Origin of the sequence: Shewanella sp. M-Br (genome assembly GCF_036245925.1) — a bacterium.
GTDB classification, from domain to species: Bacteria; Pseudomonadota; Gammaproteobacteria; order Enterobacterales; family Shewanellaceae; genus Shewanella; species Shewanella oncorhynchi.
The window spans coordinates 94,083-110,081 of record NZ_BJBV01000012.1; the positions used below are offsets into that span (position 1 = coordinate 94,083).

Annotated in this window: 19 protein-coding genes; 9 read left to right on the forward strand and 10 right to left on the reverse strand. The window is 45.3% G+C overall.

Annotated elements, in window-relative coordinates; translation table 11 throughout:
* Positions 1 to 53: 53 nt before the first annotated feature.
* Positions 54 to 605: a thioredoxin family protein gene (locus AAA952_RS11880; protein ID WP_338257249.1), complete on the reverse strand. Its 552-nt coding sequence runs from the start codon at positions 603 to 605 to the stop codon at positions 54 to 56.
* Between the two features lie 276 nt (positions 606 to 881).
* Here AAA952_RS11880 and AAA952_RS11885 point away from each other — a divergent pair, with 276 nt between their 5' ends.
* Entirely contained in the window at positions 882 to 1,496 is a 615-nt protein-coding gene (locus tag AAA952_RS11885) for a LysE family translocator (RefSeq protein ID WP_105250002.1), read from the forward strand.
* A 92-nt stretch (positions 1,497 to 1,588) separates the two neighbouring features.
* Here AAA952_RS11885 and AAA952_RS11890 read toward each other — a convergent pair whose 3' ends face one another.
* Both AAA952_RS11890 and AAA952_RS11895 read right to left on the reverse strand, forming a co-directional pair.
* Complete coding sequence (locus tag AAA952_RS11890; RefSeq protein WP_105250001.1) at positions 1,589 to 1,909, reverse strand: DUF3144 domain-containing protein; 321 nt, start codon at positions 1,907 to 1,909, stop codon at positions 1,589 to 1,591.
* Positions 1,910 to 1,983: 74 nt separating this feature from the next.
* On the reverse strand, positions 1,984 to 2,547 hold the full coding sequence (locus AAA952_RS11895) for a pilus assembly FimT family protein (RefSeq protein ID WP_212600380.1): 564 nt from the start codon (positions 2,545 to 2,547) through the stop codon (positions 1,984 to 1,986).
* A gap of 187 nt (positions 2,548 to 2,734) precedes the next feature.
* On the opposite strand from AAA952_RS11895, the gene ung reads away from it, so the two are divergent.
* A complete protein-coding gene (gene ung, locus AAA952_RS11900; protein WP_131523854.1) occupies positions 2,735 to 3,400 on the forward strand; it encodes a uracil-DNA glycosylase in 666 nt (221 codons plus the stop codon).
* 82 nt (positions 3,401 to 3,482) lie between these two features.
* On the opposite strand, the gene ispB is transcribed toward ung, so the two are convergent.
* A complete protein-coding gene (gene ispB, locus AAA952_RS11905; RefSeq protein WP_049821790.1) occupies positions 3,483 to 4,454 on the reverse strand; it encodes an octaprenyl diphosphate synthase in 972 nt (323 codons plus the stop codon).
* Between the two features lie 272 nt (positions 4,455 to 4,726).
* Here ispB and rplU point away from each other — a divergent pair, with 272 nt between their 5' ends.
* The 7 genes from rplU to AAA952_RS11940 all read left to right on the forward strand — a co-directional run bounded on the left by rplU (position 4,727) and on the right by AAA952_RS11940 (position 9,093).
* Entirely contained in the window at positions 4,727 to 5,038 is a 312-nt protein-coding gene (gene rplU, locus AAA952_RS11910) for a 50S ribosomal protein L21 (protein WP_006080526.1), read from the forward strand.
* Positions 5,039 to 5,052: 14 nt separating this feature from the next.
* Positions 5,053 to 5,307: a 50S ribosomal protein L27 gene (gene rpmA / locus AAA952_RS11915; RefSeq protein ID WP_006080527.1), complete on the forward strand. Its 255-nt coding sequence runs from the start codon at positions 5,053 to 5,055 to the stop codon at positions 5,305 to 5,307.
* A gap of 214 nt (positions 5,308 to 5,521) precedes the next feature.
* Positions 5,522 to 6,691, forward strand: a complete 1,170-nt coding sequence (gene cgtA / locus AAA952_RS11920; RefSeq protein WP_105250000.1) for an Obg family GTPase CgtA — start codon at positions 5,522 to 5,524, stop codon at positions 6,689 to 6,691.
* Positions 6,692 to 6,718: 27 nt separating this feature from the next.
* Positions 6,719 to 7,480 (forward strand): threonine/serine exporter family protein, encoded by a 762-nt coding sequence (locus AAA952_RS11925; protein ID WP_113939893.1) that lies wholly within the window; start codon positions 6,719 to 6,721, stop codon positions 7,478 to 7,480.
* A complete protein-coding gene (locus tag AAA952_RS11930) occupies positions 7,477 to 7,950 on the forward strand; it encodes a threonine/serine exporter family protein (RefSeq protein ID WP_338257263.1) in 474 nt (157 codons plus the stop codon). The genes AAA952_RS11925 and AAA952_RS11930 overlap by 4 nt, the downstream gene beginning before the upstream one ends.
* Positions 7,951 to 7,977: 27 nt before the next feature.
* A complete protein-coding gene (folA, locus tag AAA952_RS11935; protein ID WP_263195840.1) occupies positions 7,978 to 8,460 on the forward strand; it encodes a type 3 dihydrofolate reductase in 483 nt (160 codons plus the stop codon).
* Positions 8,461 to 8,679: 219 nt separating this feature from the next.
* Complete coding sequence (locus AAA952_RS11940) at positions 8,680 to 9,093, forward strand: DUF3718 domain-containing protein (protein ID WP_105249997.1); 414 nt, start codon at positions 8,680 to 8,682, stop codon at positions 9,091 to 9,093.
* A gap of 235 nt (positions 9,094 to 9,328) precedes the next feature.
* Here the strand turns inward: AAA952_RS11940 and AAA952_RS11945 are convergent, their stop codons facing one another.
* From AAA952_RS11945 to surA, 6 genes are all read right to left on the reverse strand, one after another.
* Positions 9,329 to 11,350 (reverse strand): methyl-accepting chemotaxis protein, encoded by a 2,022-nt coding sequence (locus AAA952_RS11945; RefSeq protein ID WP_105249996.1) that lies wholly within the window; start codon positions 11,348 to 11,350, stop codon positions 9,329 to 9,331.
* A 97-nt stretch (positions 11,351 to 11,447) separates the two neighbouring features.
* Entirely contained in the window at positions 11,448 to 12,272 is an 825-nt protein-coding gene (locus tag AAA952_RS11950) for a symmetrical bis(5'-nucleosyl)-tetraphosphatase (protein ID WP_263168054.1), read from the reverse strand.
* A 21-nt stretch (positions 12,273 to 12,293) separates the two neighbouring features.
* Entirely contained in the window at positions 12,294 to 12,674 is a 381-nt protein-coding gene (gene apaG / locus AAA952_RS11955; protein WP_028761528.1) for a Co2+/Mg2+ efflux protein ApaG, read from the reverse strand.
* Between the two features lie 48 nt (positions 12,675 to 12,722).
* Complete coding sequence (rsmA, locus tag AAA952_RS11960; protein WP_028761527.1) at positions 12,723 to 13,529, reverse strand: 16S rRNA (adenine(1518)-N(6)/adenine(1519)-N(6))-dimethyltransferase RsmA; 807 nt, start codon at positions 13,527 to 13,529, stop codon at positions 12,723 to 12,725.
* A 15-nt stretch (positions 13,530 to 13,544) separates the two neighbouring features.
* Positions 13,545 to 14,531 (reverse strand): 4-hydroxythreonine-4-phosphate dehydrogenase PdxA, encoded by a 987-nt coding sequence (pdxA, locus tag AAA952_RS11965; protein ID WP_105249994.1) that lies wholly within the window; start codon positions 14,529 to 14,531, stop codon positions 13,545 to 13,547.
* Positions 14,532 to 14,537: 6 nt separating this feature from the next.
* Positions 14,538 to 15,842 carry a peptidylprolyl isomerase SurA gene (gene surA, locus AAA952_RS11970; RefSeq protein WP_105249993.1) on the reverse strand — a complete coding sequence of 435 codons (1,305 nt, stop codon included), beginning with the start codon at positions 15,840 to 15,842 and terminating at the stop codon, positions 14,538 to 14,540.
* Positions 15,843 to 15,999: the final 157 nt, after the last annotated feature.

Below are 15,999 nucleotides of genomic sequence, written 5' to 3' on the forward strand. Positions count from 1 at the left end.
GCAATGCAGCCTTTTTTATTCGTATTTGACTCGTCCTAAATATAGTTTAGTGCTTAGTTACGATTCGTTTGCGCGGCAACTAAACCATTTAACACATCACTCATACTGAGTTTTGACGGCAAGAGAATTCCATTGGGGGCGCTTGGACCATAAATTTTATTGTAGGGCGTGCCGGGCACTCCTTCGTGGCGCATATAGGTTTCAATCGTTTTATTCGCCTCACTCCAGTTACCTTGCATCAGGATGATATTGTCGGCCATCAAGGCATTTACAATTTGCTCCCTGTGGGTGACTTCCGCTTTATTCGTTTGGCAGATGGTGCACCAATCAGAGGTAATATCGACAAAGACGGTATAGCCTTGGGCAACCAGAGGCGCGATTTTCTCTGGGGCTAAGGTGTGCCATTGTAGTTTTTGATAGGCTTGGTAATCCTCGCTTTTGTGCACAAATCCAATAATAGCACTGAGTCCTAAGGCGAAAAATCCCAGCACAAAAATCACCATCAGCGGTATGGTTTTACCTTTTTGTCTTTGCCAAAGCAGTAATAAGATCGCACCTATTAATAGGCAAAGAATAAAAATACTGATCAGCGTTATAGTGTTCATAAAATTTCCTGATTGAGAATCGCCTTTGTGATAATAGCGATGAAGACTTAGGTATTAAGGTTTGGCTATAAAGACTAGGTTAGCGCTAATCTTAGCGGTTAACGGCTTAAATCAGTGTGAATTTATGGGATTATCGCGTTTGGGGTTCTCTTAAATGACTGTTCATTTATTGAAAATGGATTTATTAGCGTTAACGCCTTGATGGCGCGATGCTAGAATGGCAAGCAAGTTTAAGGCCCTGCAGTGGGCTTTTTTATTCGGCGAAAGGTGTCATCAATGAGTTGGAGTACTTGGTTAGGTTTATTGGCTATTTGTTGTTTGGGGGCTATGTCGCCGGGCCCAAGTTTGACTATGGTAGTACGTCATACTTTAGGTGGTGGGCGGGGAAAGGGTATCGTTTGTGCTTGGGCACACTCGATAGGGATTGGGATCTATGCGCTGGTGACGTTACTGGGCTTAGCCGTAGTCCTTAAAAAGGCGCCCTTAGTCTTTAATGGCATTGCGATTCTCGGTGCCTTATACCTTGCTTGGATGGGAGTTCAAGCGCTGCGTTCCAATGGCGGTATGCAAGCTAAATTGGCTGCAGGGGAGGCGACAGATACCTTAACTGCAGCCCGTGATGGTATTGCTATTTCTTTATTCAACCCTAAGATAATGCTATTTTTTCTTGCGTTATTCAGCCAATTTGTGATGGTCGCCGACAGCATGACGGCTAAAGCATTAATTGTTTTTACACCGTTAGTGGTCGATGGTCTTTGGTACACCTTGATAGCCTTATTGCTATCCCACTCGAGTGTGTTGCCTAAATTGAGAGAGAAAGCGGGGTTAATTGATAAGTTGTCCGGCGTAGTATTGATATTGCTGGCGATTCGTGTGGTGTACACGCTTTAGTGATCTATCTAAAATCATTGGTTTTAAATAACAAACACGCCATCAATCGATGGCGTGTTTGTTGATGGCTATGCATTTAAATCAAGGCGTGATTAGCCTTTAAACATTTGCACAGAATTATCAGCTTCTTCTGCCACACTTTCTTGGATAATGGGTGGATTGGCAATGTGGTCGTCTAAGTTGTCACTCAGCATTTCTTTGAATTCACTGCTAAACCATTCTAATGCGCTCTCTTTTTCTGCACCGAGATCCGCTGATTTAATCGCGGCTTCGAAGGCATTAAAACGTGCTGCGGCAAAACGGAGTGCTGTGCCAACTTTACCTACATCTGCTTCTTGTTGGCTTAGCTGATTGGCTAAGGCAATAAACTGATCGGCAAGTTCGTAAATGGTGGTGCTGCTCGTGTCGGTCATGGCGTTCACTCTAAAAAAGTAACAGATTAAAGTTCGATTCTAACTTAATTGGTGTAAGAAGGAATCGTCAGGCATTAACTATTGGGATCTGTGTCGGTAATGACGACTCCTGAGTGGGAGTCATAATTAATCGACAGTTTATCGTTTGTTCGATACAAATAAGTGCACTGGCCAGGATCGGTATAACTGGCTTTATAGTCGGTTTCAGTCGCATCAATATCCAAGCGCGAGACACTCGGCTGGGCATTTTGAAATAATACTTCCCATACCGATATACAGTCTTCGACATTATCGAGTGCCGGAGAGGCCTCATTGCCATGGATATAGTGTTGTGCTGGCCAACCGAAGGCGTTGAAATCTATTTGTTCGGATTGTGCCGTACCAAATACGGGTAAATCCTCTTTTGGACCTGAGCCTACTTTTACAGCCCATACGGAACGTGCCAGATTGATGGCTGATTTAAAGCCTCCGCCTGCCGCTTTAACTGTTGCAATTTGCGCATCTTGTTGCACATTGATAAATTTTGGCAGGGCCACTACGGCTAAAATACCGAGCACTATGATGACCACCACAAGTTCAATTAAGGTGAAACCCGTTTGATGTCTTTGAATTGATTTATCAGAATGTTGGATCATCATTACGTATCAGAGTGTGCGAGAATGGGCGCACTATATCACTTAATTTCGAATGTTTTAAATTGAAAGTCTTAACGTGAGACCTAGCAGGTTTAGTGGTATTACCTAGCGGCAGGTAAGGTCTGCAAACTTGCCATACCACTACAGGACTTTTAAGCTAACCCGATTATAGAATTGAGGAAGTAAAATAGTGACTCAGGCGACATGGCAAACATTTATCGATGAGCAAAGAGCTTTGCCTTATTTTCAGCAACTAAGCGCATTTGTTGACAATGAACGCAGGGCTGGGAAAGTGGTTTATCCACCCGAAGTTGATGTTTTCAATGCTTTTAGTATGACGCCCCTTGAACAAGTCAGAGTGGTTTTGATTGGCCAGGATCCCTATCACGGCCCAGATCAAGCCCATGGTTTATGTTTTTCGGTTAAACGCGGGATAAAACCACCGCCATCTTTAGCCAATATGTACAAAGAATTAGCGACGGATATTGAAGGTTTTGTTGTGCCATCCCATGGCGATTTATCCGCATGGGCGGAGCAGGGGATATTGATGCTCAATACGGTGCTGACCGTTGAGCAAGGCAAGGCGCATTCCCATGCCAAAGCCGGGTGGGAAGTCTTTACGACTGCGGTGCTGGAATTATTAAATCGGCAGACTCAGCCGATTATTTTCGTGCTTTGGGGCAGTCATGCCATTAAAAAGGGTCAAGTCATTAACGCACCGCAACATCAAGTGCTCACAGGACCGCATCCTTCACCTTTATCGGCTTATCGCGGTTTTTTTGGTTGTGGGCATTTCTCTCAAGTGAATCAATTATTGCTTGAGCGAGGCGAAACGCCGATCCTTTGGCAGGTTTGATTTTAGGATTGCGGTTAAAGCAATAAAAAAGGTCTTACTGAGTAAGACCTTATTTTTGGGGCGAAACTACATTAGTTAGCAATCAGTGGTTTCTGTCGACCGAAATCTTAGCTAGTGTTACTAAGGCTTGCTTATAGTCGCTATCGGGTAAAGCAGATAATGCCGCGATGGCTTTCTCTGATTCTTCAATTGCTTTTTGTTGGGTGTAGTTTAACGCGCCGCAATGGTGCAGTGCTGCTACGATTTTATCTATGGCCTGAGTACCATCACCTTGCTCAATTGCTTGACGTATGAGCTGTTTCTCTTCGTCTGTTCCATGGGCAATGGCATAGATGAGTGGCAGAGTTGGTTTACCTTCGGCAAGGTCATCACCGATATTCTTACCTAGCTCGTCACTGTCGGCGGTATAGTCGAGTAAGTCGTCGGTAAGCTGAAAGGCGGTGCCGAGATACTTACCATAGTTGCCTAAGGCGGTTTCTTGCTCAGGCGTTGCACCTGCTAGCACGCCCGCGAGTAGCGTAGCGGCTTCAAATAACTTGGCTGTTTTGCAATAAATGACCCGCATATAGCTTTCTTCAGTGGTGTCTGGGTCATTACAATTCATCAGCTGTAAGACTTCACCCTCGGCCAACACGTTAGTCGTATCAGCTAACACTCTGAGCACTTTCATGTTGTCAAGTTCAGTCATCATCTGGAATGAGCGGGTATAAAGGAAATCCCCGACTAGCACACTGGCACTATTGCCAAACAGTGCATTGGCGGTTTCTCGTCCGCGGCGTAACGTCGATTCATCAACGACATCATCGTGGAGCAATGAGGCTGTATGGATAAACTCAATAATCGCCGCTAGCTTAAGATGTGCTTCGCCTTCGTAGCTCACCGCACGTGCGGCTAAAACCGACAGCAGAGGACGAAGACGTTTACCACCACCATTAATAATGTAAAAACCTAATTGATTAATTAGGGCGACATCTGATTCAAGCTGTTTATATATCAGCTGATTGACTGCTTGCATATCAGTGTCAGCCAGTTGACGAATAGCGTTTAAATCCATAATAGACTCTGGTTGTGGGGTCATTACGTACCCGGCCCCTGTTTAGGCTCACGTGTTATAATGAAATGAATTTTACCTAAAATTCTGACATATGACAGCACTAGCTCAACTAATGTGAGAGTTAATCCGGTCTTTTTTTATTCTTTCCTAATTAGGGCTTGCCAGAGTTAGATTCTTCGCGTAAACTCCGCGCCCATTGTCAATAAAGTTTTTGTAGCACCCTGCCTCATCCAAGAATGAGCCCGCGTGTTAGGAATTGGAGTAAAATAGCTATGTACGCTGTTTTTCAAAGTGGTGGTAAACAACACCGTGTAGCTGAAGGCCACACAGTACGTTTAGAAAAGTTAGAAGTTGCAACTGGCGAAACTATCGAGTTCGATCAAGTTCTTTTGATCGCTGATGGCGAAACAGTGCATGTTGGTGCTCCTTTAGTAGCTGGCGGTAAAGTCGTTGCTGAAGTTGTAAGTCACGGTCGTGGCGATAAAGTTACTATCGTTAAGTTCCGTCGTCGTAAGCACCACGACAAGAAAATGGGCCACCGTCAGTGGTTCACTGAAGTTAAAATTACTGCTATCAACGCATAATAGGAGTCTAACTCATGGCACATAAAAAAGCTGGCGGTTCTACTCGTAACGGCCGCGATTCAGAAAGTAAACGTCTAGGTGTTAAGCGCTTTGGCGGTGAATCAGTTCTAGCTGGTAACATTATTGTTCGTCAACGTGGTACTAAATTCCACGCTGGTGTAAACGTAGGTATTGGTCGTGACCATACTCTGTTTGCTCTGACTGACGGTAAAGTTAAATTCGAAGTTAAAGGCGCTAATAACCGTAAGTTTATTAGCATCGAAGCTTAACTTTCGAACCTAGCTTATACTGTTAAAGCCCCGCCATTGGTGGGGCTTTCTGTTTTTTGTGCTTCTATTTACGCCGTGTAGATGCTTGAGTTGGTAAATGATTACCAAGAATGAGCATTGACAGGTAAGATTGGGAGCAAAGTATCTCGAGTTTTTTGGCGACCAATGAAGTTAGACGGTATAATTGCTTCATTCAGTGGTGCCAGGAGTAAGTATGAAGTTTGTCGATGAGGCAGTAATTAGGGTCGAAGCAGGCGACGGCGGTAGCGGTTGTGTTAGCTTTAGGCGCGAAAAGTATGTACCTGATGGTGGTCCTGATGGTGGTGATGGTGGCGACGGTGGCAGTGTTTTTCTGCAGGCTGACGAAAACTTCAACACTTTGATCGAGTTCCGTTTTGAACGTTTTCACATGGCTGAACGTGGCGAAAATGGTCGTGGCCGTGATTGTACTGGTCATAGCGGTAAAGATTTGATCTTAAAAGTTCCTGTTGGTACTCGCGCGGTCGATCATGATACTGAAGAAGTCCTTGGGGATTTAACAACCCACGGTCAAAAGCTATTGGTTGCCAAAGGTGGTTTCCATGGTTTAGGTAACACCCGTTTTAAGAGCAGTACTAACCGTGCCCCACGTCAAAAGACGTTAGGCACACCCGGTGAAGTTCGTAGCCTTAAATTAGAGTTGTTACTGCTGGCTGACGTTGGTTTGCTTGGCATGCCTAACGCGGGTAAGTCGACATTCATTCGTGCGGTTTCCCGTGCAACGCCGAAAGTGGCTGATTATCCGTTTACAACACTGGTGCCTAACTTAGGTGTGGTTAATCCACGTCCTGGACAAAGCTTTGTGATTGCGGATATTCCTGGTCTCATCGAAGGCGCTGCCGATGGTGCGGGTTTAGGTATTCGCTTCTTAAAGCATCTTGAGCGTTGTCGTATTCTGCTGCACATCATAGATATTGAGCCGATTGACGGAACCGATCCGGTTGAGTCTGCGCGCGCTATCGTAGGTGAGCTTGAGAAATATTCTCCAAAGTTGGCGAGTAAGCCGCGTTGGTTAGTCTTTAACAAAACCGATCTGCTGCTTGAAGAAGAGCTGCAAGAGAAGGTTGATCGTATCGTTAAAGAAATGGGTTGGGAAGGCGATGTTTACACTATCTCCGCCTATAACCGCGACGGTACCAGTGAGTTGGCATTAAAACTCCTCGATTATATTGCGAGTCTTCCACCTGAAGACAATGAAGTCGACCCAGATAGTGAAGTTGAGTTCAAGTGGGATAATTATCATCAAGCAAACCTTGATTCATTGAATGAAGATTATGTTGATGAAGATGATGACGACGACTTTGATGATGACGACTACGACGTAGAAGTTATTTACCAAAGATAATAGTAATCTTTGAGTTTTGAGAGTTCTGTGTACGCTGATACTCAAAATGATATTACTCGGCAAGTTGTGCGTGCTGCACAATTGCTACTGGCCTACGGCGCGGAATCTGATTTAGTTGAAGAAATCAGCCAGCGTCTAGGTCAGGCTTTAGGTCTTGCCAGCGTAGAACTCTCTATTTCCTCTAATTCCCTCGTGTTAACCAGTTTGGTTCATGGTCGCTGTATCACAACTACTCGTCGTATTCGTGAGCATGGCATTAACATGACAGTCGTCTGTGAATTGCAACGTATCTGTTTACTCGCGGAAAAGGGGTTGTATGGCCCAAATGAAGTGCGTAAACGCTTGGCGCGGATTGAACCTAAAACCTATCCTCCTAGCTTAGTGGTATTCATGATTGGCCTGTCGTGCGCTAGCTTCTGTCATTTATTTAATGGCGATCTCACTGCATGCGTGATTACTTTTTTTGCCGCGGCAGTGGGTATGTCGGTACGTTTAGCAATTGCTAAGCGGCATTTTAATTTATTAGTCAATTTTGCCATCACAGCTTTCGTCACTAGTATGCTGGCTCAAACGGGTTATTTGTTTGAGTTAAGCGAAACTCCTAAGGCCGCTATGGCAGCGAGTGTGCTGATGTTAGTGCCGGGTTTTCCGATGATTAATGCGATTTCTGACATGGTAAAAGGGCACATGAATGTCGGTATATCCCGCTGGGGTCATGCTACTTTGCTGACCGTTTCTTCTGTGATTGGGATTACAATTGCGATGCAGATCGGCGGAATTTTCCTATGATGGAATTATTGACAGCTCTTTTGCACGATGCTTTTTTCTCAGCCATCCCCGCCGTAGGATTTGCTATGGTATTTAATGTTCCTAAACGATTTCTTCCTTACTGCGCTTTAGCGGGAGCCATTGGCCATAGTTCCCGTACTTTAATGTTACAGTTTGGTCTGCCAATCGAGTGGGCAACCTTCGCCGCCGCGGCATTAGTAGGGATTATTACCATAGGGTTTGGTAAGCGCCACTTAGCGCCACCTTTAATGTATGCTGTCGCTGCGATTATTCCTATGATCCCAGGCACTTATGCATTTAATACTGTGATTGCCTTAGTGCAATTGACCGCTCAATCTCAAGTCAGTCCTGAACTGACGGGGCAAGTGATTAGCAATGGCCTCAAAACTGTCTTTATTCTAGGGGCGTTAGCTGTGGGTTTGGCCATGCCGAGTTTGCTGTATTTCAGGACCCGCCCCGTCATTCAATAATTCTATTTCTATAAAACAGGAGTGAGCATGCGCATTGCTATGATAGCCGCGATGGCAAACAATCGAGTCATCGGAAAAGATAATAAAATGCCATGGCATCTTCCAGAAGATCTACGTCACTTTAAAGCGATGACCCTAGGCAAGCCTGTTGTGATGGGACGTAAGACCTTTGAGTCAATCGGTAGGCCCCTTCCTGGTCGACATAACATAGTGATTTCACGCCAAACGGATCTTGTGATTGAGGGCGTGACCTGTGTGACCTCGTTTGATGCAGCCAAACAAGCTGCTGGTGAGTGTGAAGAGTTAGTGGTTATAGGTGGTGGCCAGCTTTATGCCGAGTTATTGCCCTGCGCCGATATCTTATATTTGACGCAAATCAATCTTGAGGTGGAAGGCGATACATTTTTCCCCCACTGGGACGATGGGACTTGGAAGGAAACTGAATCTTTGACGAGTATAAATGCGGCTGGTTTGGAATATCGCTTTATCAATTTGGTAAAAAAATGTTAAATTGCAGCTTCTGTTGTGTACCCTGTGTGTATGGGGCGTCAGTTTATCTAACGTATTGCATCATATCGGACATTTAGTTTTCACGGAAAGAGATAGCCTATTTCGTTATCCTAGATTTCGAACGAGAGCTAAAGCCAAGAGGTCAATATCATTTAGACAATAGATGCAGCCCATACAGAATTGATAATAAAACTATAAGAAAGTATTAAGGAGTATCGGATGCGTCTTATGCCTGTGGCCTTGGCTGCGTTGATTGGATTTAGTTCTATTGCAGTACCAACCTCTGCTGTTGCGGGGGAAGATCCACTCGTAGCGAGTCTTTGTGATTATGTAAAAGCTAACGACAAAAACCGCTTACGTAAAAAGTTAAAAGAAAGCCGCGTTAAGTTACGTCAGATTTACAGTGGTATCAGTTGCGATGGTGCAAGTCTATTGCGCACCGCTTACGGTGCGAGTGCGAACGATACCGGTGAGTTTGTGGCTAAGCGTTTGTCGGCGACTGAATTGAGTGTTGCTGAAGCTGATGGGATGACTATCCAAGCTTGGGCTGAAGCAAACGGTCATGGTGCTAGCCCAATTACTGCTGCAGTGAAAGAGCGTCTTGGCGCTGCTGCGGGCGGTGAAGAAGAGTAATGCGGATTTGAACTTAGCGGCACTTTAGCCCTATTTGCTGCTACGTTATATTAAACGTCTAATATCAAGTATCTAGCATTAAGCTAGATAAAAATGCCAAACTTAAGTTTGGCATTTTTTATGGCCTTAATTTGTGCAAAGGTCGGAAAGTTCGAGTCGTCAGTAAGATAGGCAAGTGAATTCGTCTCAAAAGAAAGGGCCGCTAAGCGACCCTAGGTTTTAGTGGTGATAAACATTAGACTCTAAATTCACCGACCGAAGCTTGGAGTTCTTCGGCTAATTTGGCGACTTGATGGCTAGACTGAGCCGTTTGATCTGCACCGATAGCGGTTTCTTCTGAAATTGCGGCAATATGCTCTAGTTTTTCAGAAACTTGCTGGCTTACTAAATTCTGTTCCTGCGCAGCATGGGCGATATGGGTGCCAGAATCATAGGCCTTATGCACAGATTGGCTGATGGTCTCGAGGGCAATGTTGGCTTGCTCCGTTTTTTCAACACAGGCGTTGGCTTGAGCGCGCCCCATATCCATGGCGGCAACGGCTTGCTCTGCACCTTGCTGCAACACTTCGATCATCTGTTGGATCTCTCGGGTCGACACTTGAGTGCGTGAGGCTAAACTACGCACTTCATCGGCAACTACCGCAAAACCACGACCTTGTTCACCCGCACGGGCAGCTTCAATAGCGGCGTTAAGGGCGAGTAGGTTAGTCTGCTCAGCAATACCACGGATCACATCCAAAATTGAGCCAATAGAGGCGCTGTCCGACTGCACTTTATTGATCACAACACCCGCTTTGGCCACTTCATCGGCTAAAGCCAAAATAGTCAGTTTGTTCTCTTGTGCAATGGCACGCATATGCTGAGTTTCTTGATCAGCCTGTTTGATTTGCTCAAGGGCTTGATTGGCACTTAAAGACACCTGCTGAGCACTAGAGCTAAGTTCAGTTGTTGCAGTAGCCACTTGGTCAACTTGGCTTTTTTGTTCTTGTATGCCTGAGGTGGTTTGCGCTGTGATTGCCGATGTTTGTTCGGCTGCCGCGGCAAGTTGATTTGACCTATCTAGAATACCTATGATTAAACTGCGTAAGCTATCGACGAGACGATTACAGTTTTTTGCTAGTTCGGCAAATTCATCGTGTCCAGAGTCATCTAGTTTATGGGTAAGGTTGCCTGAGGCTAAGACGTTCAGGGCATTGTTCACTTGGCTGAGTGAGCGTTTTAACGGATTCACCACAGCAAAACTCACAATCACAGCGACAACGATTGCTATTAACACGACAATCATGGTTTGTATGCTGGCAGAGTCAATCTTGGCTATAGTGTCATTGCTCATGTTCGCGGCAACAAGTTCGATGTTATCGCTGACATCATTCATGTTGGAATTGATGACTTTCACATCATTTTCGATAATGCCTAGTTTTATCACAGCTTCTTTGGAGTGGGAGAGCTGACTCGATTTTAGCTGCAACATAGATTGCGGACCAGTGACGAGCGCTAATACTTTTTCGATATCTTTAGTGACCGAGCTTAAGGTATCCGCTTCGACGATACCTTGACCGTGACGATTCACATATTCAAGTTTGTTCTTGGTTTCGCTGATAATGTAGTCAAGTTCCTTTGAGATCAGTTCGTGCTTACTGTCTTCGTCATTTGTTACTAAATCTGCAATAGTGGTGATGATATTTCCGAGACTAGTATCAATAGCGCTGGCTGATGCAGCAAGACTCTGCTCATCGGGATTTTGACTGCTTTCTAAATCAACAATATCGAGCAGTTCTGATGAGGCATCATCGGCGGCATTTTCGAGCTTTTTCTTTAGTTCAACGAGCTGTTCTTGCTTGCTCAATGAGGCCTCACGTTCGGCGATCATGGCAATACTATCTCGCTCAAAGGTGGCAAAGCTGCCGCTTAATTGGGCAATTAAAGAAGATAGATTCTGCTGGCTCTTGACTAACTGAGTGAGGGTGGCAATTTCGTTTTTGAACTGAGTCCCATGGTCTTCGAACACTTTACGAATATTCGGGATATTTGCCGATCTAGGGGTGTTATAGGCAATGAGGATTTGTCTTTGTTGCTCACTCAATGCTTCACTAAGGTGGTTTGTCGATTTCAGCGCGGGCAAGCTTAATTCTTGCATCATAGCAGAGCTGGCTTTTAGGCTATTGTTGGTTAAATAAGATGTAAATCCTAGCAACACGAGTAAAAGTGTGACAATACCAAATCCGCCAATCACTCTGGTGGCTACATTAAATTTCATAGGATACTCCGATTTTTATTATATTTTTCCAAATGAAAACAGGGTGATATTCAGGGTTAGGCGGTTCAGTCTGTTATCGACTTTAAGCTGTTTTAGTTTAACTCTTTTTTAACTTTTTTTGCGTAATTTTTTGGTCTTTTTCAAGATGCCATAAGGTTAAGTGTTCACCCCAGCAACAGCCTGTATCTAAAGCCTTTAATTTAGTATCGTTGACTTTGCCCATCAACGCAGCCCAATGGCCAAATACTAAGGTATGACTCTGACGCAGTGGCGAAGCAAACTCAAACCAAGGTTTGAGTTGTGGATTAGTACAGTTTTCAGGAGGTTGTTTGCAATCAAAATCAAGTCGGCCATCGACATAAAGATAGCGCATGCGTGTTAATGCATTGATGCAATAACGTAAGCGCTCTATGCCTATTGCACTTGGATCCCATTGCTCGGCGGTATCTGAATACATTTGGCTTATTAATGTCTCAAGATAATCATCGTGCTTGAGCGCGCGACTGACGAGTGCGGATTCTTCTCTTAATACCTCCAGCGACCACTGGGGTGGTACACCCGCATGACTCATAATGAGTTGGTGTTCAGGTAATTCACGCATAAGAGGTTGTTGTCTCAGCCAGTCAATTGAGGCTGAGATATCGGGGGATTCTAGAATTTCAGTGAGATTATCGCTGGGCTTAGCGCGCTTGAGCTTACCGTGTAATGCCATTAGATGGAGATCGTGGTTACCTAAAACCGTTTTAGCGGAATCACCTAAGGAGCGAAAAAACCTTAGCGTAGCTAAGGAGTCAGGTCCACGTGCAACAAGATCACCTACAGCCCAGAGTTCATCGCGGGAAGGATTAAAATCGACCTTAGCTAGTAATTTTTGTAACTCAGCGAAACAGCCTTGAATATCACCAACAAAATAATGCGCCACAGTACCCCTTTTCTAACGATATTAATGTAGTAAGCCTGGGGTCGCTAAACGGAAGGGACGGATTGTCGCCTGGAAACGCTCACCCGATTCGCTGACCATACCATAAGTGCCGTGCATTATGCCAAGTGGCGTATCGAGCACAGTACCACTGGTGTATTGATAGGCAGTATTCGGCGCTATGGTTGGCGTTTCACCGACAACACCGGCACCTTGGACTTCACTGGTGTTGCCATTGGCATCAGTGATTATCCAGTGACGAGTTTCAAGTTTAGCCGCTTGCTCACCTAAATTGATGATAGTGATGGTGTAACTGAAGAGGTACTTTTCATCCTCGGGCGAGGACTGCTGCTCTATATACTCAGTTTTGACTTCGACCCGAATGGAGGTGTCCAATGCGCTCATTCTTGTTCCTAGGCTCTGGTCTAAGGGCACCTAAGTGCCCTGACATATTTATGCTTTCTTATCGCAAACCATGTTAGCCATAGCAACATACTGCTGCACGCTAATCTGTTCTGGGCGTTGACTTGAGTCAATCCCTAACTGCTCGAACTCATCGTCAGATAACATGTGCTTTAAGTTATTACGCAGAGTCTTACGACGCATGTTGAATGCGGTAGTACAAAGGTGGCGCAGTACGGTCACATCTTTACAAGGGAACGGCTTTACGGCGTATGGCAATAAGCGTACGACTGCTGAGTCCACTTTAGGCGCAGGGGTAAAGCTGTGGGGCGGCACTTCGAGAACCGGAACCACTTGGCAGAAGTATTGTGCCATGACCGTTAAACGGCCATAGGCTTTACAGCCTGGGCTTGCCGATAAACGCAGTACCACTTCTTTTTGTAGCATAAAGTGCATGGTTTCAATCTGTTCGGCAAATTCGAACAGGTGGAACATCAGCGGCGTTGAAATGTTGTAAGGTAAGTTACCAAACACTTTCATCTTTTTGCCTGGCACACTCAGTTGACCAAAATCAAACTGCAGTGCATCACCTTGGTGGATGGTCAGTTTATTTTTAAGGACTGGGTGTTGATGTAAGCGTTCAACCAGATCGCGGTCGAGTTCGACGACAGTCAGATTATCCACAGCATCGGCTACAGGTTCAGTTAAGGCACCAAGGCCAGGGCCGATCTCGACCATCACATGGTGATTATCGGGTGCAATTGCACCCACAATGCGGTCAATCACATTGCCGTCGGTAAGGAAGTTTTGTCCGAAACGCTTTCTGGCCGTGTGGCCTAAATGTACTTTGTTGCTCATTAATAATGTAATCGTTTAGTTCTTTGAGGATAACTCAATGGCTTTATTCAGAGCACAGACAAAACTGCCAATATCGGCCTTGCCTGTACCCGCGAGATCGAGCGCCGTACCGTGGTCAACCGAGGTACGAATATAAGGTAAACCTAAGGTGATGTTTACCGATTTGCCAAATCCTTGTGACTTGAGAACGGGAAGTCCTTGGTCATGGTACATGGCCAAGACGACATCGGCGTCCTGTAAATATTTAGGTTGGAACAGGGTATCGGCCGGTAATGGGCCGACAATATTCATCTGGAACTCTTCTCTCAACTCGTTGAGTGCAGGAATAATCACGTCGATTTCTTCACGCCCTAAATGGCCGTCTTCACCTGCGTGTGGATTGAGACCACAGACATAAATTTTCGGTGAAACTATGCCAAATTTGCTGATGAGATCGGCATGTAGAATCTTGATAATATGCTGTAAGCGTTGGCGCGTTATGGCTTTTGCAACATAGGCCAGAGGAATATGGGTGGTCACGAGTGCCACTTGCAAACCTGGTGTTGCCAGCATCATCACTACATCGGGGCAATTTGCTTGATGGGCAAAAAACTCAGTATGGCCACTAAAGGAAATACCTGCTTGATTGATAATGCCTTTATGCACTGGGCCTGTCACGACAGCATCAAACTCGCCGCTCATGTTTTTCTCGCCCGCATAACGCAAGGTTTCAACTACATAAGTGCTGTTTTGCTCATCGAGCTGACCGCAAATCGATTCGCTCACCAACTTAAAGGGCGCTATGGTTAATGTGCCCGCTTCTTGTGGCTTAGGAGCTTGATTTGGCTGGTAAGGGCGGAAAGTCACTTGCAAACCGAGTCGTTTCGCGCGGCTCGCAAGTAATTCTGGATCCGCACAAACGACTAACTCAGCAGGCCAAGCCTGCTGAGCGAGTTGTACGACTAAATCGGGGCCAATACCTGCGGGTTCGCCTGGGGTAACGGCAATACGTTTAGTGCTCAATTAGAATTAACCTCGATTGGTCTCTGGCTGGAAGATTTCAATGTATGCGTCTGAACGCATTTCGTCTAGCCAGTTTTGCAGTTCTTCGTTAAATTTGCGACGGAAGATCAACTGGTGCGCACGGTTGCTATTGAACTGATCCGTGGCGTCGGTTTTTCTGCGTTCTTCTAACTGAGTGATATGCCAACCGTGAGTCGTACGGAATGGCTCACTAATTTGGTCGTTTTTCAAACTGTTGAGCGTTTGAGCAAACTCAGGTACATAAATGCTTGGTTCTGCCCAACCTAATTCACCACCTTTTGTGGCCGAACCGGGATCCTCTGAGTACTGACGCGCTAGGTCTTCAAACTTAGCTTCACCTGAGCGGATTTGCTTCAGGAATTGCTCAAGCATGGCTTTAGCGCGGTCTTCTGACAGGATCGGCGATGGCTTGAGCAAAATGTGGCGCGCTCTAACTTCTTCGATTTCTTTGGTTTGTAGGCCGCGAGCATCCATGATCTTAATAATATGGAAACCTGCACCACTCTTAATCGGGCCGATAATGTCACCCATTTTCGCACCGTTAATCACTTCGGCGAACAGAGTTGGCATTTCGTTGATGTTCATATAATCCCAAATACCGCCTTCGAGTGCCTTAGGACCTGAAGAAGAAGCGATAGCGGTACGACGGAAATCCTCACCACTCTTCAAACGTTCTAATACGATATTGGCGCGTTTGCTTGATGCTTCGAGTTGTTCACTGGTGGGGTTATTAGGCACGTCAATCAGGATATGGCCAATTTGGTATTCCACATCTTTCATCCCTTGTTCTTGGATGAGTTTGACTAGGCTAGTAATTTCCTGTGGTGATACTTGAATGCGGCGTTGTACTTGAATACGTTGAATTTCACCTAGAGTGATTTCTTCGCGCAATTGTTCTCGGTATTGGCTGAAACTTAAACCTTCGCTTTCAATTTTTTGTTGCATCTGCGCGACAGACATTTTTTGTTCGCGTGCGATGTTTTCAATCGCTTGGTCTAGTTGTAAGTCACCAATATTCAGCCCTATACGACTAGCCATTTGCAATTGTAGGCGAGTTAAGATTAAACGCTCAATCACCTGAGTGCGCAGGGCACTGTCAGAAGGTAACGATTGGTTTGCTGCTTTGGCATTCGCTTTAACAGTGTCAATCATGTTAGTGATTTCACTTTCGAGCACTATGCCGTCGTTAATTTGGACTGCAACGCGGTCGAGCGGCTGGGGTGCGGCCAATGTAGGTTGGCTGATCGCGAGTGCAAATAAAGCAAAAATCAGATGTTTACTGGGTTTCATCCACAAAATCCTTGGCACGTTCTAAGGTCAGGTTCGACGGCTTAATTGAAATAACTTTACCATTTATATCGAAATTACAGTGAGTTGCCCTAATGTAATTTTTTGGCGACGCATTTGAGTGCAAGGTTAGACCTTAAGATCCGCTTTTATTCGCTTT

Excerpts from the sequence above, each read along its gene's own strand:
- AAA952_RS11880 (WP_338257249.1), bottom strand. The coding sequence starts at position 605 with ATGAACACTATAACGCTGATCAGTATTTTTATTCTTTGCCTATTAATA.
- AAA952_RS11885 (WP_105250002.1), top strand. The coding sequence starts at position 882 with ATGAGTTGGAGTACTTGGTTAGGTTTATTGGCTATTTGTTGTTTGGGG.
- AAA952_RS11890 (WP_105250001.1), bottom strand. The coding sequence starts at position 1,909 with ATGACCGACACGAGCAGCACCACCATTTACGAACTTGCCGATCAGTTT.
- AAA952_RS11895 (WP_212600380.1), bottom strand. The coding sequence starts at position 2,547 with ATGATGATCCAACATTCTGATAAATCAATTCAAAGACATCAAACGGGT.
- ispB (WP_049821790.1), bottom strand. The coding sequence starts at position 4,454 with ATGGATTTAAACGCTATTCGTCAACTGGCTGACACTGATATGCAAGCA.
- rplU (WP_006080526.1), top strand. The coding sequence starts at position 4,727 with ATGTACGCTGTTTTTCAAAGTGGTGGTAAACAACACCGTGTAGCTGAA.
- rpmA (WP_006080527.1), top strand. The coding sequence starts at position 5,053 with ATGGCACATAAAAAAGCTGGCGGTTCTACTCGTAACGGCCGCGATTCA.
- cgtA (WP_105250000.1), top strand. The coding sequence starts at position 5,522 with ATGAAGTTTGTCGATGAGGCAGTAATTAGGGTCGAAGCAGGCGACGGC.
- AAA952_RS11930 (WP_338257263.1), top strand. The coding sequence starts at position 7,477 with ATGATGGAATTATTGACAGCTCTTTTGCACGATGCTTTTTTCTCAGCC.
- folA (WP_263195840.1), top strand. The coding sequence starts at position 7,978 with ATGCGCATTGCTATGATAGCCGCGATGGCAAACAATCGAGTCATCGGA.
- AAA952_RS11940 (WP_105249997.1), top strand. The coding sequence starts at position 8,680 with ATGCGTCTTATGCCTGTGGCCTTGGCTGCGTTGATTGGATTTAGTTCT.
- AAA952_RS11945 (WP_105249996.1), bottom strand. The coding sequence starts at position 11,350 with ATGAAATTTAATGTAGCCACCAGAGTGATTGGCGGATTTGGTATTGTC.
- apaG (WP_028761528.1), bottom strand. The coding sequence starts at position 12,674 with ATGAGCGCATTGGACACCTCCATTCGGGTCGAAGTCAAAACTGAGTAT.
- rsmA (WP_028761527.1), bottom strand. The coding sequence starts at position 13,529 with ATGAGCAACAAAGTACATTTAGGCCACACGGCCAGAAAGCGTTTCGGA.
- surA (WP_105249993.1), bottom strand. The coding sequence starts at position 15,842 with ATGAAACCCAGTAAACATCTGATTTTTGCTTTATTTGCACTCGCGATC.